Source organism: Corynebacterium ulceribovis DSM 45146, assembly GCF_000372445.1.
GTDB lineage: Bacteria > Actinomycetota > Actinomycetes > Mycobacteriales > Mycobacteriaceae > Corynebacterium > Corynebacterium ulceribovis.
Genome location: NZ_AQUY01000002.1, coordinates 616,836 through 639,229 on the forward strand (window position 1 = coordinate 616,836; position 22,394 = coordinate 639,229).

At 58.1% G+C, this 22,394-nt stretch carries 19 protein-coding genes; 12 read left to right on the forward strand and 7 right to left on the reverse strand.

Annotation, left to right across the window (positions count from 1 at the left end; all coding sequences use genetic code 11):
- The first annotated feature begins 2 nt into the window (after window positions 1-2).
- The gene (uvrB, locus tag A3EC_RS0108355; protein ID WP_018024734.1) at window positions 3-2,126 is read left to right on the forward strand and encodes an excinuclease ABC subunit UvrB; all 2,124 of its coding nucleotides are present in this window, start codon (window positions 3-5) and stop codon (window positions 2,124-2,126) included.
- Between the two features lie 21 nt (window positions 2,127-2,147).
- Here the strand turns inward: uvrB and A3EC_RS0108360 are convergent, their stop codons facing one another.
- Entirely contained in the window at window positions 2,148-2,810 is a 663-nt protein-coding gene (locus tag A3EC_RS0108360) for an exonuclease domain-containing protein (protein ID WP_018024735.1), read from the reverse strand.
- 28 nt (window positions 2,811-2,838) lie between these two features.
- The gene (locus A3EC_RS0108365) at window positions 2,839-4,701 is read right to left on the reverse strand and encodes a DUF294 nucleotidyltransferase-like domain-containing protein (RefSeq protein ID WP_018024736.1); all 1,863 of its coding nucleotides are present in this window, start codon (window positions 4,699-4,701) and stop codon (window positions 2,839-2,841) included.
- A 113-nt stretch (window positions 4,702-4,814) separates the two neighbouring features.
- Between A3EC_RS0108365 and A3EC_RS0108370 the strand changes: the two genes are divergently transcribed.
- Window positions 4,815-5,255, forward strand: coding sequence for a universal stress protein (locus A3EC_RS0108370; protein WP_018024737.1), 441 nt, complete (start codon window positions 4,815-4,817; stop codon window positions 5,253-5,255).
- 26 nt (window positions 5,256-5,281) lie between these two features.
- Here A3EC_RS0108370 and A3EC_RS0108375 read toward each other — a convergent pair whose 3' ends face one another.
- The 3 genes from A3EC_RS0108375 to A3EC_RS0108385 all read right to left on the reverse strand — a co-directional run bounded on the left by A3EC_RS0108375 (window position 5,282) and on the right by A3EC_RS0108385 (window position 9,207).
- The gene (locus A3EC_RS0108375) at window positions 5,282-7,630 is read right to left on the reverse strand and encodes a HelD family protein (protein WP_018024738.1); all 2,349 of its coding nucleotides are present in this window, start codon (window positions 7,628-7,630) and stop codon (window positions 5,282-5,284) included.
- A gap of 70 nt (window positions 7,631-7,700) precedes the next feature.
- Complete coding sequence (locus tag A3EC_RS11855) at window positions 7,701-8,465, reverse strand: DoxX family protein (protein WP_018024739.1); 765 nt, start codon at window positions 8,463-8,465, stop codon at window positions 7,701-7,703.
- Between the two features lie 49 nt (window positions 8,466-8,514).
- A complete protein-coding gene (locus A3EC_RS0108385; protein WP_018024740.1) occupies window positions 8,515-9,207 on the reverse strand; it encodes an MBL fold metallo-hydrolase in 693 nt (230 codons plus the stop codon).
- Window positions 9,208-9,295: 88 nt separating this feature from the next.
- Between A3EC_RS0108385 and uvrA the strand changes: the two genes are divergently transcribed.
- The 3 genes from uvrA (at window position 9,296) to A3EC_RS12770 (ending at window position 13,326) form a co-directional block, all read left to right on the forward strand.
- Window positions 9,296-12,145: an excinuclease ABC subunit UvrA gene (uvrA, locus tag A3EC_RS0108390; RefSeq protein ID WP_018024741.1), complete on the forward strand. Its 2,850-nt coding sequence runs from the start codon at window positions 9,296-9,298 to the stop codon at window positions 12,143-12,145.
- Between the two features lie 83 nt (window positions 12,146-12,228).
- A complete protein-coding gene (locus A3EC_RS11860; protein ID WP_245532962.1) occupies window positions 12,229-12,678 on the forward strand; it encodes a TM2 domain-containing protein in 450 nt (149 codons plus the stop codon).
- 99 nt (window positions 12,679-12,777) lie between these two features.
- Window positions 12,778-13,326, forward strand: coding sequence for a TM2 domain-containing protein (locus tag A3EC_RS12770; RefSeq protein ID WP_018024743.1), 549 nt, complete (start codon window positions 12,778-12,780; stop codon window positions 13,324-13,326).
- Window positions 13,327-13,360: 34 nt separating this feature from the next.
- Here the strand turns inward: A3EC_RS12770 and A3EC_RS11870 are convergent, their stop codons facing one another.
- Window positions 13,361-15,190 (reverse strand): DUF2339 domain-containing protein, encoded by a 1,830-nt coding sequence (locus A3EC_RS11870; RefSeq protein WP_018024744.1) that lies wholly within the window; start codon window positions 15,188-15,190, stop codon window positions 13,361-13,363.
- On the opposite strand from A3EC_RS11870, the gene A3EC_RS13065 reads away from it, so the two are divergent.
- The 5 genes from A3EC_RS13065 (at window position 15,184) to A3EC_RS0108430 (ending at window position 18,055) form a co-directional block, all read left to right on the forward strand.
- On the forward strand, window positions 15,184-15,438 hold the full coding sequence (locus A3EC_RS13065; RefSeq protein ID WP_169331401.1) for a hypothetical protein: 255 nt from the start codon (window positions 15,184-15,186) through the stop codon (window positions 15,436-15,438). The two genes, A3EC_RS11870 and A3EC_RS13065, sit on opposite strands and share 7 nt — an antisense overlap.
- Before the next feature lie 364 nt (window positions 15,439-15,802).
- Window positions 15,803-16,384 carry a translation initiation factor IF-3 gene (infC, locus tag A3EC_RS0108415; RefSeq protein WP_083879999.1) on the forward strand — a complete coding sequence of 194 codons (582 nt, stop codon included), beginning with the start codon at window positions 15,803-15,805 and terminating at the stop codon, window positions 16,382-16,384.
- A 98-nt stretch (window positions 16,385-16,482) separates the two neighbouring features.
- Window positions 16,483-16,677, forward strand: a complete 195-nt coding sequence (rpmI, locus tag A3EC_RS0108420; RefSeq protein ID WP_018024747.1) for a 50S ribosomal protein L35 — start codon at window positions 16,483-16,485, stop codon at window positions 16,675-16,677.
- Window positions 16,678-16,737: 60 nt separating this feature from the next.
- Window positions 16,738-17,121, forward strand: a complete 384-nt coding sequence (gene rplT / locus A3EC_RS0108425; protein WP_018024748.1) for a 50S ribosomal protein L20 — start codon at window positions 16,738-16,740, stop codon at window positions 17,119-17,121.
- A gap of 109 nt (window positions 17,122-17,230) precedes the next feature.
- Entirely contained in the window at window positions 17,231-18,055 is an 825-nt protein-coding gene (locus A3EC_RS0108430) for a TrmH family RNA methyltransferase (protein ID WP_018024749.1), read from the forward strand.
- Between the two features lie 43 nt (window positions 18,056-18,098).
- On the opposite strand, the gene A3EC_RS0108435 is transcribed toward A3EC_RS0108430, so the two are convergent.
- Window positions 18,099-19,439: a lipase family protein gene (locus A3EC_RS0108435; RefSeq protein ID WP_018024750.1), complete on the reverse strand. Its 1,341-nt coding sequence runs from the start codon at window positions 19,437-19,439 to the stop codon at window positions 18,099-18,101.
- Window positions 19,440-20,087: 648 nt separating this feature from the next.
- On the opposite strand from A3EC_RS0108435, the gene A3EC_RS0108440 reads away from it, so the two are divergent.
- Both A3EC_RS0108440 and A3EC_RS0108445 read left to right on the forward strand, forming a co-directional pair.
- The gene (locus A3EC_RS0108440) at window positions 20,088-20,594 is read left to right on the forward strand and encodes a hypothetical protein (protein ID WP_156812891.1); all 507 of its coding nucleotides are present in this window, start codon (window positions 20,088-20,090) and stop codon (window positions 20,592-20,594) included.
- A gap of 161 nt (window positions 20,595-20,755) precedes the next feature.
- Window positions 20,756-22,330: a hypothetical protein gene (locus tag A3EC_RS0108445; RefSeq protein WP_156812892.1), complete on the forward strand. Its 1,575-nt coding sequence runs from the start codon at window positions 20,756-20,758 to the stop codon at window positions 22,328-22,330.
- Window positions 22,331-22,394: the final 64 nt, after the last annotated feature.

A 22,394-nucleotide genomic window follows, 5' to 3' on the forward strand; every position in this document is an offset into this window, starting at 1 on the left:
GCATGGCTTTCGCTGCTGAACAACCCGTCCTGTCCCAATCCGAGTTCCGCCCAGTCGGTGAGGTAGAGCGGAGCACGAAAAAGTTCGAGGTCGTCAGCGATTTCAAACCAGCCGGCGACCAGCCCGCCGCCATCAATGAGCTGGAAAAACGGCTCAATAACGGCGAGCGTGATGTGGTGCTGATGGGTGCCACCGGTACCGGTAAATCCGCAACCGCCGCCTGGCTGATTGAACGCCTGCAACGGCCAACGCTGGTGATGGCGCCGAATAAAACACTGGCGGCGCAGCTGGCGACCGAACTGCGGTCGTTGCTGCCGAATAACGCGGTGGAGTATTTCGTTTCCTACTACGACTACTACCAGCCGGAAGCGTATATCGCGCAGACCGATACTTACATTGAAAAGGACTCGTCCATTAACGAGGATGTGGAACGGCTCCGTCACTCCGCCACCTCGAATCTGCTGTCCCGGCGCGATGTGGTCGTGGTGTCCTCCGTGTCCTGCATTTATGGTTTGGGTACGCCACAGTCCTACCTGGACCGGTCGCTGCTGGTGCGCGTCGGTGAAGAAATTGACCGTGACCGGCTCCTGCGCCTGCTGGTGGACATTCAGTATCAGCGCAATGACATCGCGTTTACCCGCGGCACTTTCCGCGTGAAGGGCGACGTTGTCGACATCATCCCGGCGTATGAAGAAAAGGGTGTGCGGATTGAGTTCTTCGGCGACGAAATTGATTCGCTGGCGTACCTCAACCCAGTGACCGGTGACGTTATCGAAGCCGCTGATGAACTGCGGATTTTCCCGGCGACGCACTATGTAGCTGGGCCAGAGCGCATGGAAAAGGCTATTGAGGCGATTCAGCAGGAGCTGGATGAGCGCTTGGCGGACTTGGAAAACCGCGGCAAACTGCTGGAAGCGCAGCGGCTGCGGATGCGCACGGACTATGACATCGAAATGATGCAGCAGATGGGTTTTTGCTCCGGCATTGAGAACTACTCCCGCCACATCGATGGTCGCGCCGCCGGTTCCGCCCCGGCAACGCTGATGGACTACTTCCCGGAAGATTTTGTCACCATCATTGACGAGTCTCATGTCACGGTGCCGCAGATTGGTGCCATGTTCAACGGTGATGCTAGCCGGAAGCGCAACCTTGTTGACTTCGGTTTCCGTTTGCCGAGCGCATTGGATAACCGGCCGCTGACCTGGGATGAGTTCGACTCGCGGGTTGGTCAAGTGGTGTACATGTCGGCGACGCCGGGCAACTATGAACTGGAGCAAACTGGCGGCGAGTTCGTTGAGCAGGTCATTCGCCCAACTGGCCTGGTGGACCCGAAAGTGGTGGTCAAACCAACGAAGGGCCAAATTGATGACCTGATTGAAGAAATCCGTAAACGCACCGAAAAGGATGAGCGTGTCCTCGTCACTACGTTGACCAAGCGGATGGCGGAAGACCTGACCGACTACCTGCTGGAAAATGGGGTCCAGGTCCGCTACATGCACTCGGACGTGGACACGCTCAAGCGCGTGGAGTTGCTGCGGCAGCTGCGGATGGGTGAGTTCGATGTGCTTGTCGGCATTAACCTGCTGCGTGAGGGCTTGGACTTGCCGGAAGTGTCACTGGTCGCCATTTTGGATGCCGACAAGGAAGGCTTCCTGCGTTCGACGACGTCGTTGATTCAGACCATTGGTCGTGCCGCGCGAAACGTCTCCGGTGAGGTGCACATGTACGCCGATTCGATTACGGAGTCGATGGCGCAGGCGATTGAAGAAACCGACCGCCGCCGCGAGAAGCAGATTGCCTACAACAAAGAGCATGGGATTGACCCGCAGCCGTTGCGGAAGAAAATCTCCGACATTTTGGATGAGGTGTACGACAACGCCGACGACTCCGACGCTGATGGGGCCAGCCGCGCAGGTACCGCAGGTGCCGATGCGCAGATGGTGTCCGGCATTAACCCAGAGACCATGCCGTATGCCCAGATGAAGGAGCTTGTTGACGATTTGACTGCCCAAATGGGCAGTGCTGCCCGGGAATTGAAGTTCGAGTTGGCGGGGCGGCTGCGCGATGAAATTGCGGACCTGAAACGGGAAATGCGGAAAATGCAAGAAGCCGGCGTGACCGACTAGCGCTGCAGGCAGGGCAGCTGGCTAGCGCTGCAGGTGCCGCATGACGGTGCCGCGGGAACGCGCCACCATCGCCAGATACAGTTCCGCACAGGCTAGCGCATCAGTCAGCGCATTGTGGTTCTGGTAATTCGGGAGCCCGTAACGCTGGCGTACCCGCGCCAGCCGCAGGTCATCGCCCTGCGGTGGCAGCGACTTGTCTTCGTATTTCATGCGTTCAATATCGAAGGTGTCCACCACCGGCACAACTAAACCACCACCGAAGTACTCTTGGCACGCCTTGCCAATGAAGTCTTCTTCCAGGACCGAAAAGTGTGCCAGCATACCGCGGCCCTGCAGTGCGGTGAGGAACTGCCCGATCACAGTTTCGGGTTCTTCACCGGCGGCAACTTGGTCATCCGTCAAATGGTGCACGGTGGCGGAATCGCCCACAGTCTCCAAATCGTCAACACGCACAATGTGGTGCCTCGCACCACCCAATTCGATGACACCCCGGGTCACTGGCACCCAACCGATGGACAATAAGCTGTCGCGGCGCACATCCATTCCGGTGGTTTCCACGTCAACGGCGAGCAGCTCGAGGTCGGCAAGCGGCGTGGTTTTGGCAGGAGACGGCACTGCGTAGAAATCGGCGAGCGGGCCGACGGCAGTGCGGGCGGCGCGGGACCGTTTACTAAAACCAAACATGGCAGCGCCTTTCGGCTACAGAAGAGGGTTAGATATTGCGGATTGGGAACTTGGTCGCCAACCCGTTCTGGGTGTTCTTAATAATCTGGAAGGCGTCGCGCAGATGCTCACGATCCAGCTTAGCCAGCTTTTTCGGGTCAATATTGTAGGTCGGCTGCTCACCGGCCATGATTTCGTGGGACTGATTCCGCAACGCAATGAGCGACAGGAAACTAAACGACGCAATTAAATCGGCGGCCTCCTTCTCCTGCAGCACCCCGGCCTGCGCCGCCAACTGCAGCCGCGTGGTGGTGCGCACCGAATCAACACCAGCCATCAGGCCGTACAACCGGGCAATCTGCACAATCGCCGCGATACCACCCTTCTTCACATCCAACGTGTGCGCATACTCACCGGCTCGGTCCACAACCAACCCGCGGAAGAAGCCAAGCGGTGGTTCACGGCGAACCGCCAACGCCGCCAAATGTGCGTGCATCCGCGACGCCGTTGGGGCCTGCGCAAGACGCACCACATGACTGTGCACCCGCTCAGCCAGCGATGTATCACCATGAATGCCGCGGAAGTCGAAGAAGGTTTGCGCATGCAGCAGTGCATCCGGGTCCGGGGCATTAATCCAATTGTGGAAAGTGTTTTTCCACTGGGTTTCCGTCATCCGCCACTTCGGGTTCATCGCCATCATGTCGCCAGGGCACAGGACTTGCCCTGCAGCGTCGAGGCCTTCGCAAACTCGGGTGGATAGCTGCGCAAAGTAGTTGCCGTGTGCCGCGTGGTCGTAATCATCGGACAGTACCAGGCAGTTGTCCTGGTCAGATGCCAGCCCCACACCACGGCGGCCTTGGGAACCAATAACGACAAAGCAGTACGGGACGGGCGGCGGGCCGAGCGCCTCTTCCGCCAGAGTAAGGAGGCGGCGCGCGAGAGCGTCAGCTGCAACCGTCATCAAGCGGCCAACATCGTCGCTGGTGGCGCCACGTTCAACGAACCGGATGGCGACATCGCGGGCAAAGTCGAAAGTTTGCTTCAGTTCCTTCGGGGTGGTGCGGCGGGATAGGTCCGCGGTCATGTAAATCGGGTTGTACCGCAGCAGCCGCATAATGTCGGCCGAGGAAATGATGCCGGTGACCTTGCCCTCATCCACCACCGGCACATGGTGAATCGACAATTCCGCCATCAGCAGCATCGATTCGAAAGCGAGGGCGTCGGAGGTTTGGGTCGCCACTTTGGTGGTCATAATGTCGGAGACCGGCAGGTTAATATCCAGGCCCTCGGCAACCACTTTGCTGCGCAGGTCGCGGTCGGTAATAATGCCGTCAAGCCGATCGTCAGTGCCGATGAGCAGGGAAGACACGTTGCGGTCGGACATCATTCGTGCGGCGTCGACAATCGTGGTGTGCGGGGTGACGGTCGCCGGGTTCGGAATTTTGAATTCAGCTAACGTCGTTTGCAGCACCTCTGAGGCGGTGGCTTGGTGCAACTGCTCAGCGACCGACTGCATGCGGATAGACAGCGAAGAGTAGTAGCGCTTGAAGTCGGAATACTTCGTTGCCAGTTCGGTGAAGACGGTTTGATGTAGCTGCAGCACGAGGGAGTCTTCAACGGCCACCATGCCGTATTGGCTGACGGGATCCCCCATCAAGGTGGAGTAGGCGAAGCTGCGACCTGGTTCACGCCGGTCAAGGAGCACGCCTTGTTCGTCAGTGAGGTCAACTGCGCCGGAACGGATGATATACATCGTGTCATTTTCGGCGCCGAACTCAATGATTTGTTCACCGCGCCGGATATAGCGCATGGTCAATTGCGCTGGTAGGCGGTCTAATTCTTCCGCCGGTAGGTGAGCGAAGGGCTCGGTGTCCGCGAGGAAGTTGCGGACTTCATCGAGTTCAACTGTCATAGCTCTTATCTTAGAGCTCGGCCGATAGTTCCGGCGCGAATTTCATCGTTGTCGTCTGGTAACTTTGCTACGCTTAAAGCAATTGCAAATGTTTCTCTGACGGAAGGCACCTCATGTCGCTTTACCAGACCATTGTCGTCGGCACCGACGGTTCGAAGTCCTCTATGTTGGCAGTTGAGCGCGCTGCAACTATCGCTGCCGCAGTCGACGCAACTCTGGTTGTGGGCTGCGCTTACTACGAGGATCAGGCCACCGCTTCGGAGTCCTTCCGCAAGGACTCGGTCACGGTGCTTGGTGACGACCCTGCCCGCAAGAACCTAGACGCTGCAAGCGAGCTGGCGAAGAAGGTCGGCGTGAAGAATGTGGAAGCTGAAGTTCGCGCTGGCTCTCCAGTTGAAGCGCTGATGGCGCTGGTTACCGAGAAGAACGCTGACCTGCTGGTCGTCGGTAACCGCGGCATTAACTCCCTGACTGGCCGCCTGCTGGGCTCCGTTCCAGCGGACGTTGCCCGTCAGTCCGACTGCGACGTCATGATTGTGCACACCGTCGACTAGTCGTTGGCTGATTTATAGCTAGCCGATTATTCCGCTTCCTGCGACCCAAAGATTCCGTCATCGCGACTGTTGATGATGCTGAGTCCTTGGGTCGCACGCGTAAGTGCCACATACAGGTCCTGCAGCCCCTGCGCCCCCTGCGCAATGTCATCCGGCCACAGCACAATAACCTCGTCAAACTCCAACCCTTTGACCCGGTCGACGCTATAGGCCGGCACGTTCGCCGCACGCCACTCATCAAACTCAGCGATGTCGTTCGGCACAATCACAGCGAGGCTGCGGCCCACTAGGTGCGGTTCCAATTGCTTGATGACGGTTTGGACCGACTCGATTAGCCCCTCGATACCGTTTTTGTGTGGCATCACATGGATCTGGACGTCGCGGCCGTTGTCGCGAATCGACTTCGGTGCGGTTTGCTCCGGCGCGATATATGGCAGCAGCTGCGCCGCGAAATCCATAATGCGCTGTGGGGTGCGGTAATTGACCGTGAGCTCATGACGGCGCCACCGGCCAGAAACAAAAGGCGACAACGCACTATCCCAAGAGTCTGTGCCGCCAGGATTCGACGTTTGCGCAATATCGCCAACTAGAGTGAGCCAGCGGTTCGGGCTGCGGCGGAACAACATTCGCCATTCCATCGCCGAGATTTCCTGCGCTTCGTCCACAATGATGTGCCCGAATGCCCAGCGTGGATCCCGCATCGCCCGCTCCACAGTGGACAAGTATTCGCGGTGCGTATGACGTTCAGCCAACGCTTCCGCATCAATCACGTCATACGCCATGAGGATTTCCGGGCCAAGGCTATCCACCACGTCTTCGACATCTTGAGATGCAGAACCAGTCAGAATGTCCAAAGCCTCCTGCGCCTCAGTGATGCGGTCTTGCCGCTCCCGCAGCGCCGCCTCATCGAGCGCATCGGGACTGACCACACCGATGAGCTCAGCCAATTCATCGAGCAGCGCGGCATCTGAACTGGCCCACGGGCAGCCCGGTTCGCGGAGCAGGGATTGCCGGGTGAGGTCATCGTAGTCGCGGGCTGCGGCAGCAATCGCGTCAGCATCACTGAAGAATTCCACCAGAACGGTGGTAGGTTCCAGCGTTGGCCATAGCTCGTCGACGAGATCGGTGATGTCCGATTCGGCGTTCAATTCGTCAATAAGCTCCAACATGTCGGCGCCGGTAATCAGGTTGTCGCCGCCGAGCGGGTCCGCACCGATCCGTTCCCGGAACTGCTCGGCGATGGCGGCGACCAGATGCTCCTGGAAAATCGGGCGCGCGGCATTGTGCGGGCGGTGGCTGCGGCGCGCGCGGGTGCGGGCAGCACGAACCATGGCTGGGGTGACCGTCAGATCGTAATTTCCGGCACGGACAATGCGCGGCTCTTCCGGCACCCGCTGGTAGTTGCGGACCGCTTCCCGCAGGATGTACACCATTTCTTCCGAGCCTTTGACTTCCCGGACGACGGGTATTTCTTGGCCGGTGGCGGTGACTCCAGGGTAGAGGTCGCCGATGGTGGACAGTGCAACTCCGGTCTCACCAAGTGAAGGCAGCACCCGGGAAATGTAGTCCAGGAACGTGCTGTTCGGGCCGATGATGAGGATGCCGGAACGCTCGAGTCGTTCCCGGTGGGTGTAGAGCAGCCACGCTACGCGGTGCAGCGCAACCGCGGTTTTGCCGGTGCCGGGGCCGCCTTCGACGACGACAACGCCGAGAGTGTCGTCGCGGATGATGGTGTCCTGTTCACGCTGAATGGTTTCGACGATGTCGGACATGTGGCCGGTGCGGGCGCGGTTGAGTGCATCTAGCAGTGCGGATTCGCTGCCAACATTTCCGTGGTCGGCGTCGGTGACATCGTGACCAGAGAGCCATTCGTCGTGGTAGTCGGTGACGGTGCGGCCAGCAGTGCGGAGTTGCCGCCGGAGACTGACTCCTTCGGGGTGTGCAGTGGTGGCGAGGTAGAACGGGCGGGCCTGAGGCGCACGCCAGTCCATAGACAAGGTGCGGAAGTCGTCGGATTCATCGGAAACACCGATGCGGCCGATATAGCGGCGATCAATGCCAGGTTTATCGGCGACTGGGTTTGCAGGGTCGTCATCAGCGACATCGATGCGGCCGAAAAGTAGGCCCATTTCCGCGATCTGGGCGCGATCGAGGCGGCGGATGAGGCGGGCGTATTCTGTTTCCCGTTCCACACGTGCCTGCGGGTCTGGGTCATCTTCAAGCATGACCTCTTTTAGTCGGGCGGCGTCAGCCACGCGGTCGGCGTCGATGATGGCGAAAACGCGATCTGCGTGCGCTTGTTCTAACGCGAGCTCCGGCTGCTGAGCCGCTGAAGCTTCCGGTGAAGCTGCGCCTGAAAACTCAGTTGACGACACAAAAAACCTTCCGTCAGAAACTGGAAACTACAAAGTCTACCCAGTTCCCGACGGAAGGTGAAGCCTTTCGCTAGGCCGAAGCCTTCTTGCGCAGGGTCTTGAACCAGTCGCGTGCCTTTTCGGTCGCAACTTCAGTAAGGTCCGACGCTACTTCAGAAGCTTCTTCGGCGAACTGCTTCGCAGAGTCAGCCCAGTCGTCCTTATTGTCGTCATAGTAGGACTTCACATCAGCGAAGCTGCTGGATGCTGCCTCGGATGCAGTTTCTGCACCTTCGCGGATGGACTTGCCCCACCCTTCAGCGCGCTCGGAGAGCTGTTCCTTCCACTCTTCGGCACGGTTGGAGTCGCTACCAGATGGCAGTGCCGCAGAGATGGACTTCTTTGCTTCCTTCGCGGCATGTTCCGTGCGCCACTTCAGACCTGGCTTGCCGGCAGTATCTACCGCGCCGAGCATCAGGCCACCGAGTAGGCCAACGTTGACAACGAAACCGGAACGGCGGTGTGCCTTTTCCTTTGGATCCTGGGTCTCCCAGAATGCGTGGCGAGCCAGGATGGTTGGCACCTGCAGCAGCGCCAGGGTGGCGGCGGCGCAGCGAGGACGCTTTCCTGCGGCGTACATGGCACCTGCGGCAACCTTGGTAGCACCAGCGGCACGAATGAACAGCTTCGGCTTGTCAGTTGGGATCTGCCGAGCGTACTCATTTGGGAGCAGCTTTGCGGTGCGGTCGATGGCTTCGGTTGCGCCTTCGACGTGGTCTTCAGTGTTAATCAGCATGTCTGCGCCATCGGCGATGAAAGCGGTGGCCAGAAGCGGACGAGCAAGAGTACGGATCATTGTTCTCTCCTTGGTGCGTTTGTCGCTATCAGTAACCAGTGTAAGGAAATTACCAACCGCGCGTACGCCATTCATTCAAGTGAGGGCGCTCGCTGCCCAAAGAAGTGTCGGCTCCGTGCCCCGGATGCACTTGTGTGTTATCAGGGAATCGTTCGAAAAGTTTGGTGGTGACATCGGACAGCAATTGTTCGAACTGTGCAGGTGAATTGGTTTTGCCAACGCCCCCTGGGAAGAGGGAGTCCCCAACGAACAGGTGCGTCGGTCCATCGCTCTGAAGTGCGATAGCGAGCCCTTCCGGGGTGTGGCCGCGCAGCACACTGCAGTTCAAGCAAACGCCATCAAGGTTGAAACCTGCCAGCGCCTGAGCCGCAACGTCGGCAAGGTCATCGCCATCGGCTACCAGGATGTCAGCTGGCACCGGCAGCGCTTCCGATTCGCCAGCGGTACTGATGTGGACCGCACCAGTTGCGGCAAGCACTTCTTCTAAAGCGCCGACGTGGTCAGCGTGCTGATGGGTAGTGATGACGGCTTTAATCTGCCCGCCGAAACGTTCTGCGACAGCGAGGAGGTGGTCAGCGTCCCCGCAGGCGTCAATAAGCACAATGTTTGTGTCTTGCACGAGGAAATAGCAGTTGTTGTCCATCGGGCCGACGGTGGTTTTCACCATGGTGAATGGTCCAATTAGGGTGGTCTGGAGGTCGCGCGGGCCGGTCAATTCTCCCGTATACTTGTTCGAGTCCATGCCGTCATGTTAGATAACTTTGCCAGGCTTGTCTCGGGTTCGGGGCGAGTAAGGTGGGGGAATAGCGGTATCTATAGGAAGGAACTCCGTGGCTGAACAGCTGGTGGTCCGAGGCGCTCGGGAACACAACCTCAAGGGCGTCGATATTGATTTGCCTCGCGATGAAATGATCGTTTTTACCGGGCTGAGTGGTTCCGGTAAATCGTCGCTGGCGTTCGATACTATTTTCGCGGAAGGGCAGCGCCGCTACGTGGAGTCGCTGTCGTCCTATGCGCGGATGTTCCTCGGGCAGATGGATAAGCCGGATGTTGACTTCATTGAGGGATTGTCGCCGGCGGTGTCCATCGACCAGAAGTCCACGAACCGCAACCCGCGGTCGACGGTGGGTACCATCACGGAAGTTCATGACTACCTGCGCCTGTTGTACGCGCGCGCCGGTGTGCCGCACTGCCCGGAATGTGGCGCGCCAATTGGTCGGCAAACCCCGCAACAAATTGTGGACCAGGTGCTGGAGATGGAACCAGGTCTGAAGTTCCAGGTGCTGGCGCCGGTGGTGCGGACCCGGAAAGGCGAGTTCGTTGACCTTTTCGAGGACTTGGCTGCGCAAGGCTATGCCCGCGTCATTGTCGACGGGCAGATGCATCAAATTCATGACGTGCCGAAGCTGAAGAAGCAGGTCAAGCATGACATTGATGTTGTGGTTGACCGGCTGCAGGTCAAACCAACGCAGCGGCAACGCCTAACCGATTCGGTGGAGACCGCGTTGGCATTGGCTGACGGGTTGGTCGTGCTGGATTTTGTGAGCCTGGATGAGGACGATCCGATGCGTCGGCGCCGGTTCTCGGAGAAGATGGCCTGCCCGAATGGTCATGCCATTGAACTGGATGAGCTGGAACCACGGTCGTTTTCCTTCAACAGCCCGTATGGTGCCTGCCCGGTATGCGACGGCATTGGTGTGCGTAAGGAAATTGACCCGGATTTGGTGATTCCGGACGTCACTAAACCTGTGGTGGATGCGGTGGCGCCGTGGATGATGAGCGCGAATTCGGACTATTTCCAGCGGCTAATTACCGGCCTCGCGGAGGTTGTGGGATTTGACCCGAATACGCCGTGGAATGAATTGTCGAAGACGAATCAGAAGAAGATTCTGACAGGTTCGAAGGACCGGGTGACGGTGCGCTACCGGAACCGGTTTGGGCGTAACCGCCAGTACACCGCGCCATTCGAGGGCGTGTTTGGTTACCTGCAGCGCCGGTTGGAGGGCACCGAGTCGGAGTCGGCGCGGCAGCGGTATGAAGATTTCATGCGGGAAATCCCATGTCCGGCATGTAATGGCACGCGTCTTAAGCCGGCCGTGCTGGCGGTGACCTTGAATTCCGGCGAGTTGGGTGAGCAGTCCATTGCTGGGCTGTCGAATATGTCTGTCAGTGAGGCGTCCCGCTTTTTGGATACGCTGCAGATGAATAAGCGTGATACCGCCATTGCCGGACGAGTGGTCACCGAGATCCAGGCGCGGTTGCGGTTCCTGTTGGATGTTGGGTTGGAGTACTTGACGTTGGACCGCGCGGCAGGGACCTTGTCCGGTGGCGAAGCTCAGCGTATTCGCTTGGCGACGCAAATCGGCTCTGGGTTGGCCGGTGTGCTCTACGTGCTGGATGAGCCGTCCATTGGGTTGCACCAGCGCGATAACCGACGGTTGATTACGACGCTGAAGAAACTGCGGGACCTGGGCAACACCTTGATCGTCGTGGAGCATGACGAGGAAACCATTCGCGAAGCGGACTGGTTGGTGGACATCGGGCCGCGCGCTGGTGAATACGGCGGTGAAATTGTCTACCAAGGCGAACCAGCCGGGATCGAAGGGGCTGAGCAGTCGCTCACCGGCGCGTATTTGTCCGGTAGGCGAGTGCTGGCCACCCCAGACGAGCGCCGACCACTGGACCCTGACCGGAAGCTCACCGTCGTGGGCGCCCGCGAGAATAACCTGCAAAATGTCACAGTGTCTTTCCCATTGGGCGTATTGACGTGTGTGACTGGCGTTTCTGGTTCCGGAAAATCGACGCTGGTGAACTCCATTTTGGCGAAAGTGTTGGCCAACGAGCTCAACGGTTCGCGCCAAGTACCTGGGCGGTACACCCGGGTAGAAGGAACTGACCAGCTGGATAAGTTGGTGCAGGTGGATCAGTCGCCAATTGGGCGGACGCCGCGCTCCAACCCGGCGACCTACACGGGTGTGTTCGACAAGATTCGTAACTTGTTCGCCGAAACGACTGAAGCGAAAGTTCGTGGGTATAAGGCGGGGCGGTTCAGCTTCAACGTCAAGGGCGGCCGGTGTGAGGCTTGCCGCGGTGACGGCACGTTGAAGATTGAGATGAACTTCTTGCCGGACGTATATGTGCCGTGTGAAGTGTGCAATGGGGCGCGGTACAACCGCGAAACGTTGGAAGTGCGCTACAAGGGCAAGAATATTTCCGAAGTGTTGGACATGCCGATTTCAGAGGCGGCGGAGTTCTTCGAACCGATCACCTCTATTTCGCGGTACCTGAACACCTTGGTGGAAGTTGGTTTGGGCTATGTCCGGCTTGGGCAGGCCGCAACCACATTGTCCGGCGGTGAAGCACAGCGCGTGAAGCTGGCGGCGGAGTTGCAAAAACGCTCCAAGGGCCGAACCGTCTACATCCTTGATGAACCAACAACTGGTCTGCATTTCGAAGACATCCGCAAACTGATGCTGGTGATTCAAGGACTAGTGGATAAGGGCAATACCGTCATTGTTATTGAGCACAATTTGGATGTGATCAAGATGGCGGACTGGGTCATTGATATGGGGCCGGAAGGCGGTTCCGGCGGTGGCACTGTGGTGGCCGAAGGAACTCCCGAGGATGTGGCGAAGGTAAAAGAGTCGCACACCGGGCAGTTCTTGGCAGAGATGCTGTAGTTAGTTGGCAGTAGCAGTTGTGCATTTTGGTACATTGGACCGCAAAGAAATATTTGTGGATCCAAAACTAAAGGCTGCGCTTCATGTCCAATAACTACGGTGGCTATCCGTCTGATAGTTCCAATCCTTACGACAACTCCAATCCCTACGAAAGCTCCGCTTCTTTCGGCAGCTCTGCCCCTTATGGGAGTTCCGATCCTTATGGCAGTTCAGCAACGGCACCGATGCCAGCTCCTCCGCAGGGCGCAGGACAAGTCGTAGGCAAGCAGAAGTCCATGGTTGTCGCCGCGCTGTTGGCGTTCTTCCTAGGCGTATTCGGCGTGCATAACTTTTATGTTGGCTACACCAACCGAGGCTTGGCTCAGCTGGGAATGACGGTGGCATCGATTGTGCTGTCCGCCGTGGGAGTAGCGGAGGGCTTGGCAACGATCTTGTCTTGGGGTGTTGCCCTTTGGGTGCTGGTGGAATTCGTTTTGATTCTGCTTCGTAAAGAACCATTTGCCACCGATGCTAGGGGCGTACCACTGCGCTAGCAGCGTCGGCGATCAGCCGGGTCTCCTGTTTTCTGGGGGCTCGGCTTTTTTAGGCCGATCCGAGTACCTTGGGTACATAGCGAAATTTAGGAGAAGGCAATGTCATTCAATTACGGCGGGCAGTCCTACGATTCTGATGGTCTGCCGATTGATCCTCGCCGCAAGAGCAATGAGGACATTTGGAAAAGCCTGAGCCACAATGACGGTTCGAGTCCGCAGGCTTCCCCGTATGGCGGAAACCCGCGTCCGACTGCTTTCCAGTCCCCAGCAGAGGCCTCGAATCCGTATGCCCAGCAGCAGTTCGCTGCGATGAATCCGCAGGCGCCCCAGAACTTGCCCACGAACGCTGTGCCGCCGTATGCCCGCCAGATGCAGTATTCGCCGATGACACCACCGAAGTCGCAAATCGCTGCAGCGTTGCTGGCTTTGTTCCTCGGTGAGTTTGGCGTGCACAACTTCTACTTGGGCTACACCCGCCGCGGCACAATCCAGCTGGCAATGTTTGTATTTGGATTTATCTCGCTATTCATCCTGATTGGCTTCCCAATCCTGATCGGCCTCGGCATTTGGGCATTTGTAGAGTTCATTCTGATTCTGCTCCGCAGTGGCCAGTACGGCTTTGACGCCAACGGCCGTCCGCTGGAGTAGCCCAGCGCCCACCGCGCCCACTGGGCGCTTGCGGTTACAGTGCCCAGTCGCTCACAGCCGGTTGCGGAGATGTTTCGGTTTCCTGAGCGGGCTTTTCTGCTTGAGCTACTGATTCCGCTGCGGGCTTCTTCGTCTCCTGGGGCTGTTCGCCCGGCCGTTTCTGAGACTCTGGGCGAGGTGACCGGTCTTGATTCGACCGCCACGTTGCCATGCCGATGAGCAGCAAACCACAGACTAGGAACGCCAAGACACGGGCAAGTCCCGTTAGTTCTTCAAGGTCAAAGAAGATGAGCTTGGCAGTTGCCACCGTCGCGAGCACGAACCCAGCCCCGAGGGTTGTCGATTCCTTCAATGGCCAGTTGCGGTAGAGCAGCAGACCACCGGCCAGGGTCATCCACGTCACCGAGACGATGGTGTGACCAAAGAGGAATGCATCAGTGCCCGCCAAGCCACCAGAAACTCCCACTGCCGTAGTCAGAAGAACAATAGGTATTGACGAAAGCCACAAACCAAAGCCGGCATAGGACATCCGGAATCGGTTGGATTCGGACTTTAGCGAGTACATCGACACCAATGCAGCGACCAATCCGATGGTGAGCAGCGAGGTCAGTATTGGCAGTGGTTGGCTTTCCCTCTCCAAGACAACCGCGTGCATCCCTGCTGAGTACCCTAGTCGCCAGGCCAGACCGATCCGCTCAATCAGTTCCATCACAATGCCAATTAGTGCGAGAACCAGGGTGGACTTCGCAATGGCACCTGGTTGGAGTCGATAGCCGACAAACAGTGCAGTAGTCAGCGCCAACGCAACCAACGTGAGCAGGAGCCTTCCTTGGAGCCAGTCGATGGTCCACAGGAACAGATAGAAGCAGATGAGTCCCGAGTTCACGACGTAAGGAACGAGTTCGGTGCCAGTGCTGCGGCGTAGTCGCGGTAAAACAAACCCAGCTGCAATCAAAAGGAGGAACACCGTGGTCCAGTATGCGGTGGCCGCGGTGGCGGCAAAGAAATCCCACACTTGGAAATACAGAACAACTGGCAGCGCTGCGACAGTGCCGCCGCGGAATGCTGCGTAGACATCGCTAGATGGGTCTGAATCATCAACACGTTGCTGCAGCGTAACTAGCGCCAAGATCGCAAACACTGCGATTGTGACCGTGATGGAGTCGATATAGATAAAGGTTCGGCCCAAGTACTCCAGGTGCGGGTTGTTGGTGAAGGCATCATCCCAGTTGCCATAGGGACGAGTGAATGACGTCAGTAGTAAACCACCGACTGTTAATGGCGCAATGAATGGCCAATGACGCCGGTACGACAGCGTGATCACTACGGTAGCGAACACAGCAACACCAGCCATCGCACCGACAGCTGGAACGAAAGTAGATAGGAAGAAGAATGCTGGCAGCAGCAGAATAAGTGCGAGTATCGGCTTAGCCCACGTGCGGCATAATGCGATAAATCCAATGCCAAGCGCTATGTGCACTAGCATGCCAACGAACCACGGCCACCAGTGCAATATGTCTACCAGCGACTGGGTGGTAATGGTGGCTGTCAGATAGCTGGCGAACACTAAAGCGTTAATGCCTGGGTTAGTTGGTTTCTTTCGTTGCAGCCACGCAGCGCAGCCAAGCAGTACAACGGCGAGTAAGTAGGCGAGAATGACTCGGCTCAGCGGGCCAAGCAGGCCGTGTTGGATAGCCAGTGCAACGAGGAACCCGATGCCGATAATGGTGATGAGCGCACCAGCAATGGCAAGGATTCGCGTGACGATGCGTTCGTTTTGCCACCACGGAGTTGCAGGCTTAGGCCGCGTGGCGAGTTCCTTGGGAACCGGAACTGGCCGCATTGATGGGATGCGCTGTGGCATTGGCCGATGGGGTGGCATCGGCCGTTGCGGCGGTATCGACCGCTGTGGCGGCACGGACCGTGCTGGCATTGGTCGCTGCGGCTGCATCGGCGGGCGGGGCGGCGTTGCTGGCTGCACCGCTCGGGCTGGCTGCGCTGCTGAGGTTTGATCCGGCACGGCCCAGGCAGCTGCCGACCTTCCCGTTTGCGGACCTGGCTGCGGACCTGCCTGCGGAGCAGAAGTCGGCTGCGCACTATCGATGCGCGTGACGATGGTGTCTACTGCTGCTGTCAGTTGTGACACGGAACGCTGTAGTGTTTTAAGCTCAGCAGAAAGCTTTCCTAAATCCTCTTTGAAGGTCATAACTGGAACACTACTGCGAATTCGAAGCCATATGCAGGGCGTGGTTTGGGAATCTGTGGATAACTGTGTAGTGTGGATAGGCGACCGCCGCATTTATCGTCAATAAGCAATGCTTTTGGTGATGAGTGCAGCCGCAAGTGGAGGAATCCCACCTCGTCGCGCCGAATAATTATGGTTGCGTCGTGGTTAAGAAAACGGTCCTTACTAGGCATAACGATGCTCACCTTTGGTGACGCCCACCTTGCTTTTGGATTGTGATGCCTCCTTTACTTGTGTCGCGGTTGCGAACGTAAACATTGCTACTTAGGAGGCCACATCAGCGCTGAAGCTCGCATTAACGAGCGAATCCGAGTTCCCGAGGTCCGACTCGTCGGCCCGTCCGGTGAGCAGGTGGGAATTGTCCGCACGGACGACGCCCGCAAGCTTGCATACGAGGCAGACCTCGATCTAGTCGAGGTTGCTCCGAACGCCCGCCCACCCGTAGCCAAGATTATGGACTACGGCAAGTACAAGTACGAACTTGCCCAGAAGGCTCGCGAAGCTCGGAAGAACCAGCAGCAGACTGTGGTCAAGGAACAGAAGTTCCGCCCGAAAATCGATGACCACGATTACGAGACCAAAAAGAACAATGTTGTTCGCTTCCTGGAAAAGGGTTCGAAGGTCAAGGTGACCATCATGTTCCGCGGCCGTGAGCAGTCGCGTCCGGAACTGGGTTACCGCCTCCTCGAGCGTCTCGCCGAAGACGTTGCCGAAGTTGGCATCGTCGAAAGCCGTCCGAAGCAGGATGGCCGCAACATGACCATGGTTATTGGTCCATCCCGCGGCCAGAAGCCATCCGGCGGCAAGAACTAAGGCGCCCGGCGCCTCGAGGGACGACCAGGTAACCAGCCAGTGCACGCCACTGGCCTACCAGGCCACGTCCACATGCAAGAAGTAAAGGAACACTGAAAATGAAGCAGAAGACCCACAAGGGCACCGCTAAGCGTTTCAAGCAGACCGGTTCCGGCAAGCTGCGCCGCGAGCGCGCATACCGTCGCCACCTGCTGGAAGGTAAGCCTTCCACCCGCACCCGTCGTCTGAAGGGCACCACCGACGTCGCTCCAGCTGACGTCAAGCGCATCAAGCGCCTGCTCGGCCAGAGCTAGTACACGGTCACACCGTCTATCACCCTAATTAAAGTTTTCATCTAGTAAGGAAGTAACACCGTGGCACGTGTCAAGCGTTCAGTTAACGCCAAGAAGAAGCGTCGCGAAGTATTGGAGGCTGCCAAGGGCTACCGCGGCCAGCGCTCCCGCCTGTACCGCAAGGCCAAGGAGCAGATGCTCCACTCGAAGACTTACGCGTTCAACGACCGCCGTAAGCGCAAGAATCAGTTCCGTCGCCTGTGGATCACCCGTATCAACGCGGCTGCCCGGGCAAACGACATGACCTACAACCGCTTCATGCAGGGTCTGGCTGCCGGCGGCATCGAGATCGACCGCAAGAACCTGGCAGAAATCGCTGTTTCTGACCCAGCTGCGTTCACCGCTCTGGTGCAGGCTGCTAAGGCTGCGCTGCCTGAGGACGTCAACGCTCCAAAGGCTTCCTAATTCCAATTAGGACCACCGCTAGCTTTTGCTAGTCACTTTCCGGCCGGGACCGTGTGGTTCCGGCCTTTTGTGATCTGTTATCCGTTTCCCGACAAGTAGGCTGGTAGTTATGTCTTTCGTCCCGCAAGAAGCTGTATTTACCGAACGCACCCCACGCATTGTCGCCGCCGGCAAACTGCACCGCGCCGCCCAGCGCCGCAAAGTTGGTTTGTTCCTCACTGAAGGCTTCAACTCCGTTGAGGCAGCACTGCAGACCGGCATTGCGCAGGAGGTATTTGTTACGGAAAGTGCCCGCGAAAGGTTCTTTTCGCTTCTTGACGCAACGACTACCGACGTTTCGGTGATTGACGATCGCGCCGCCAAGACGCTAGCAGACACGGTTACTTCCACTGGTCTTTTCGCGGTATGCCGGAGCAACCTAGTCAGCTACACGGCAGCCATTTCGTCAGCAAGCGAAAAAACCCCACTGGTAGCGGTGCCGGTGGAAACTGCCGAACCTGGCAACGCGGGGACGGTGATCCGGGTGGCGGACGCGGTGGGTGCTGGCGCTGTGGTGTTCGCTGGGGAGACCGTGGATCCGCTGAGTGGGAAAGTGGTGCGGGCTTCGGCAGGGTCGTCGTTCCATATTCCGGTGGCGCGGGAAGCGAATATTCTGGCGGTGATTGAGGAGCTGCGGGAGCAGGACTTCCAGATTTTGGCGACCGCTGCGGATGGCGAAATTGACCTTGCAGAGGCTGCTAACGCCGGTGCCGATGGCGTGTTGGGCCAGCCGACTGCGTGGCTGTTTGGCAACGAGGCTCATGGCCTGCCGCAGGAACTGCAAAATGAAGCAGACCTGCGGGTACGGATTCCGATTCGTGGGCGGGCGGAATCGCTGAACTTGGCGACGGCAGCGTCGATCTGTTTGTGGGAATCCGCGAAGGCTCTGGGCTGACCGCGGTTAGCTGGGGGCTATGCTGCGTGTCTTGGTAGGGCAGCTAGCGTAGAATTCGGCGCGCAAACGGTACCGAATCCGCTAAGGAACGCGGAACTGTTTCACCATGGTCGGTGTTGTACCACTTCACCACAACCTCACGGTTGCCCGACCCGCCTGCAGAACCAGCTCCGGCGGCGAACTGCTTCAGCCACATTTCAGAGTTCAGGGCCAACCCGATTGGTGTTGGAACGTCGTAGTCTTGCAGGCCGTGCGCAAGGAACACTGGGCGGTCATAGCCGCTTGTCGGCGTGCCCATGTATTTGCGGAGCGCACCTTCGATCCCCGGCAGGCTTCGCAGCGGCTTGGTGAACATGCGAGCAACATTCGTACCGTCGAGGGCGTCTTGCATTTCACCGAGGCAAGTGGTTTCAGCGGCATCGACCATCTTCTTGCCCTCCGCGGTGAGTGTCGAATCGATATCGAATTGTGGGTAGGCGTCGCGGAATCCGGCGAGGATATACGCTGTGTACGCGTTCATGGCAGCTGGCATTGGCACAGGTGGGAATGTTGGGCCGCCGGCGATAACCAGCTCTTCGATGTAGGCAGGCGCACCAGTTGCAATGGTGCCACGGAAATCTAAGCCGGCAGCTTTCGAATTAGCGGTGGCTTTATGGGCGACATGAAGCGCGGCACCGCCGCCTTGTGACTGGCCGATGACAGCCCACTTCTTGGCAAGCTGATTGCCAGCGGTAGTGGACCGAGCAGTGAGAACGGCATCGGTAACCGAGCGAGCGGTAGTGGTGCCGTTGAGGTAGCTCATCAGACCTGGGGTGCCGAGGCCGACATAGTCTGCCGCAACGATTGCGTATCCTTCGCGCAGCCACTGGTTAAGGTAGTCGCGGTCGCGGCCGGAAGGCACATTGATACTCGGCGCGCACTGGTCCGCTAGGCCGACGGTGCCATGTGACCACGCCATCACTGGCCAGCCACCTTCGGGTGCGGTGCCCTGCGGAAGGAAAACAGTGGCGGTTGCTGCCGCAACCTTGCCGTGCTGGTTGATAGTGCTGTAGGAAAAGCGGAGCTGAGTAGCGGAGTCGGCTAGGCCAACCGATGGGGCGAGGGGAACCTCTGCCATGAGCTTTCCTGGCTCTGCCGGTGGGGTGGTGATGACCAGTCCACTGTCATTGGTGGGTTCGGTGTATTTCTTAACCGGCTTCATCGGGGAGCCCTTTTTCACCGCAGACGGTGGCGTTGCATCAGCGATGCCCTTGAATGCTTCCGATGACTGTGCTGATACGGAGGCGGGCGCAGCGACGGTGGCGCCGACGAGCGCTGCAGTGACAATCGCCGTGGCGGTGGCTTTGGCAGCGGCATGGAAACTGACTTTTCCGGAGAGTGACATGAGGTTCCTTGGTCAGGTTTAATGGCAAAACTAACTTGTTGTCAGGTTAGGTCAGGGGCGTCTGTTTATTGGTGGAGTTTCTAAATTTGACTGTTTTCTGCGGTGCGCAGGGGGTTAGCAATCGTGCTAGTGCGACGTGCGTTTCTACGGTCACCAAAAGTTCAGTAAATGTTCAGGTTTACATTTTTGGAGAAACTGCAGGCTGCGGTGAATTCGCAGGAGCGGCAGGTGGCTGTTTTGGGATTGGTATTGGTATCTAAGTGTTTTGACTGGTGAATAGCTAGGAGTTGTTTGGTAATCAAAAGGTTAAAAGCCCGTCTGTGACGTCGAATGTGTGACGTTCTTCGCAAACTCACAGCGCATGTGACGCCGCACCTGTGATATCTATTTTTGTGGGTCAGTGAGAGGGGGGAACTGACCTGGCCGCTACGAGACAAGCGGCATGTGGAAAGTGGAGGGGGTGAAGCGATGCGAATCGCCAGACTGTTTGCTGCGGCGCTTGGGGGAGTGCTTGTAGCAAACATCGTTGGGTGCTCCGGTGCGCAATGGGGGGTTCTGGCTGACACTAGTCAGCCGACGGAGCCACACAGCGACTCTGACAGTTCGCACGTTTCATCCCCTTTAGCGGAAAACGAGGCGAACCAGCCGGTGGACCTTGCCGAGACTAAGCACTTCAAAAACCGAAAAGGCAACGCGCCGCTGAAGGCCGACGGCTTTTACGACTACAACGTTGCAGGCTTCGAACTCTTTGATATCTGCGCCGAGCTGGACGGGTACGACCTAGCGAAGCATGGGTTGGAGCGTGTAGGCAAAGGTGACTTACCAAAATACTTTGGAGTGATTTGCTCCGTACAACCAATTTCCGATGGGCCGCATGAAGACTTCGTCACCATCTTTAGCTCAAGATCGCCTTTGGAAGAGCTAGAGGAGGACGGCAGGCTGACCGACCGGTCGATGAATGATTCAGGTCTAGAAGTCTCGACGTATCATGCCGCAAATAGTCAGACCCATTGCATGCACGCGGTGCCTACGCCAGGTGGTGTCGTAGGAATTTCATCTACTGGACTAGTTTTTCGTGATTATGAAAAGAACTGTGAGCGAGCGAAAGAGAATTTCGACTTGCTCGTAATTGATCTGCTGTTGGGGGAACAGTGATTGAAATTGATCTTGAGTCGCTAAAAGGTGCTTCGGGAAAAGTCGGCACTGCGCTTGAAAGTGTCATGGAGGACCAAGCGTCTTTAGAATTGACCACGGGACTTGGCGTCTATTCCAGAGCCCCAGGCCTGCAGCACGCCTTTGCTCAGCATTCGACAGCTGTGTCAGGTGCAGCTGGTTCTGGAACGGAAACCATCGGTAACTATTCAAGTTTCTTCGCGTGGATCGGTAGCAATCTCAAAAGCTTCTCCGACTTTTTTGATCAGCAGGAACAAGCTAATGCGAAAGCGCTGGAGAACGCACAGGATGGCGTCAATACGGTGTCACGGTTCGCTGCATATTTAGCGGATCGGCCGAAGTGGTCAGAAGGGGCGCTTGCCTTTACTCCGCCGACTGGGGCAGTGGAAGCCGCGACGCCGCTTGCGGCTTTGCTTCCGCAGTTCAGCAGTACTAACGACGCCGCGGTCGAAGCGATGGTCGATTTCTGGAACAGCGCTGCCAAGAATATGAATAGTGCTTTGACCCAGCTTGCTAGCGCTCGGTCAGACCTGTTGAGTTCGAACCAAGGCTCATATATCGATGGCGCAGTGGACACACTCGACAAGGTGATTTCTCGTGGCCAAGCATTTGAAGCAAACGCCACGTCAATGGCTACTTTTGTGGGCACTATTCCGGGCACCCGCAAAGCCACATTGACCGCGTTGGAACTGATTCAGGCTGAAACTGCACTCATTTTGAATCCAGTCGTTCGCCTAGCTGTCCAGCGAGCGGAAATTGCAGCGCTAATGACCGGTCCTTACCAAGCCGGGTTGACGGCGTCGGTACCGCCAATCACAGATCTGTCCCAACCGCCGACAAATGGCTCAAGCGCGACCGTCAATATCGGCGGCAATGACGCAGTGCACGGCACGATGAACAGCCCGCTCAACAACGTTGGCGCGCAGGGGATTTCTGCGGCCAATACGGTTGCCGCCAGCCACGCAGCCGGCGCGCAAGTCCCGCCGCAACTTGCTGGCGCTAACGCCATGGCCCCCGGTGCAGCGGTTAACCCAGTCAATACCTTCGGTGGCCCGAACGGCGGCGGATACAACGGACCATTCGGCGGGGCAGGCGCCCCTACCGGTGGATACTCGGGTGTAGGTGGAAACGGAATGGGCACTGCTGGCCCCTTGACGCGGTTTGGTGCCAACGGCGTGGGAAATTTTGCGCAGCAAGGCCAGACTTTCGCCGCGGCAGGGACTCCGGGTCAGCAAGGGAAAATGTCTCTGCTGCAGGCAATGACAGGGCAGTATCCGGGCGGGCCATTGGCTGCACCGGGCAGTCGTGGCGCAGGTGGTTCAGCAAATAGTAACGGCCCTGGCGGTTTGGGAAGTCCAGGGCAGTCAGGCGCTGGCCAGATGGCCGGGTATGCAGCTAATCCGCGTGGGTTTGCCGGCAGTCCTGGTGCGAACGCCGGTATTCCGGGCTCTGGCCATAGTCCTGCACCTGGCGCCACCAGTTCGCACGGTGGCGTCCGTGGCGGGAGCGGAACGGCGGTGATGGCGTCACCAAGCAAAAGCGGTGGGCGCGGAACGGTGGTGGCTGGTAGCGGCGGTCGGCACAACCGTAACCACACGGAGCCTGGTGTGGAGGCGGTGCGGATTCATCCGATTGAGTTGGCGGCGAATGCCCGGGAGCTGGTGGGTGAGTTGCCGCTGACGACGCCGCGGGTGATTGGGGAACAGGTCCGCGGCTAAGGCACCACCGCCGATGCAGTATCCACCGAAAGTCCTAGGCGAAAGTCAGCCGAACGGCCGATAC

Coding starts and splice junctions, on each gene's coding strand:
- uvrB (WP_018024734.1), top strand. CDS start 3: ATGGCTTTCGCTGCTGAACAACCCGTCCTGTCCCAATCCGAGTTCCGC.
- A3EC_RS0108360 (WP_018024735.1), bottom strand. CDS start 2,810: ATGTTTGGTTTTAGTAAACGGTCCCGCGCCGCCCGCACTGCCGTCGGC.
- A3EC_RS0108365 (WP_018024736.1), bottom strand. CDS start 4,701: ATGACAGTTGAACTCGATGAAGTCCGCAACTTCCTCGCGGACACCGAG.
- A3EC_RS0108370 (WP_018024737.1), top strand. CDS start 4,815: ATGTCGCTTTACCAGACCATTGTCGTCGGCACCGACGGTTCGAAGTCC.
- A3EC_RS11855 (WP_018024739.1), bottom strand. CDS start 8,465: ATGATCCGTACTCTTGCTCGTCCGCTTCTGGCCACCGCTTTCATCGCC.
- A3EC_RS0108385 (WP_018024740.1), bottom strand. CDS start 9,207: ATGGACTCGAACAAGTATACGGGAGAATTGACCGGCCCGCGCGACCTC.
- A3EC_RS11860 (WP_245532962.1), top strand. CDS start 12,229: ATGTCCAATAACTACGGTGGCTATCCGTCTGATAGTTCCAATCCTTAC.
- A3EC_RS12770 (WP_018024743.1), top strand. CDS start 12,778: ATGTCATTCAATTACGGCGGGCAGTCCTACGATTCTGATGGTCTGCCG.
- A3EC_RS11870 (WP_018024744.1), bottom strand. CDS start 15,190: ATGCCACAGCGCATCCCATCAATGCGGCCAGTTCCGGTTCCCAAGGAA.
- rpmI (WP_018024747.1), top strand. CDS start 16,483: ATGAAGCAGAAGACCCACAAGGGCACCGCTAAGCGTTTCAAGCAGACC.
- A3EC_RS0108430 (WP_018024749.1), top strand. CDS start 17,231: ATGTCTTTCGTCCCGCAAGAAGCTGTATTTACCGAACGCACCCCACGC.
- A3EC_RS0108435 (WP_018024750.1), bottom strand. CDS start 19,439: ATGTCACTCTCCGGAAAAGTCAGTTTCCATGCCGCTGCCAAAGCCACC.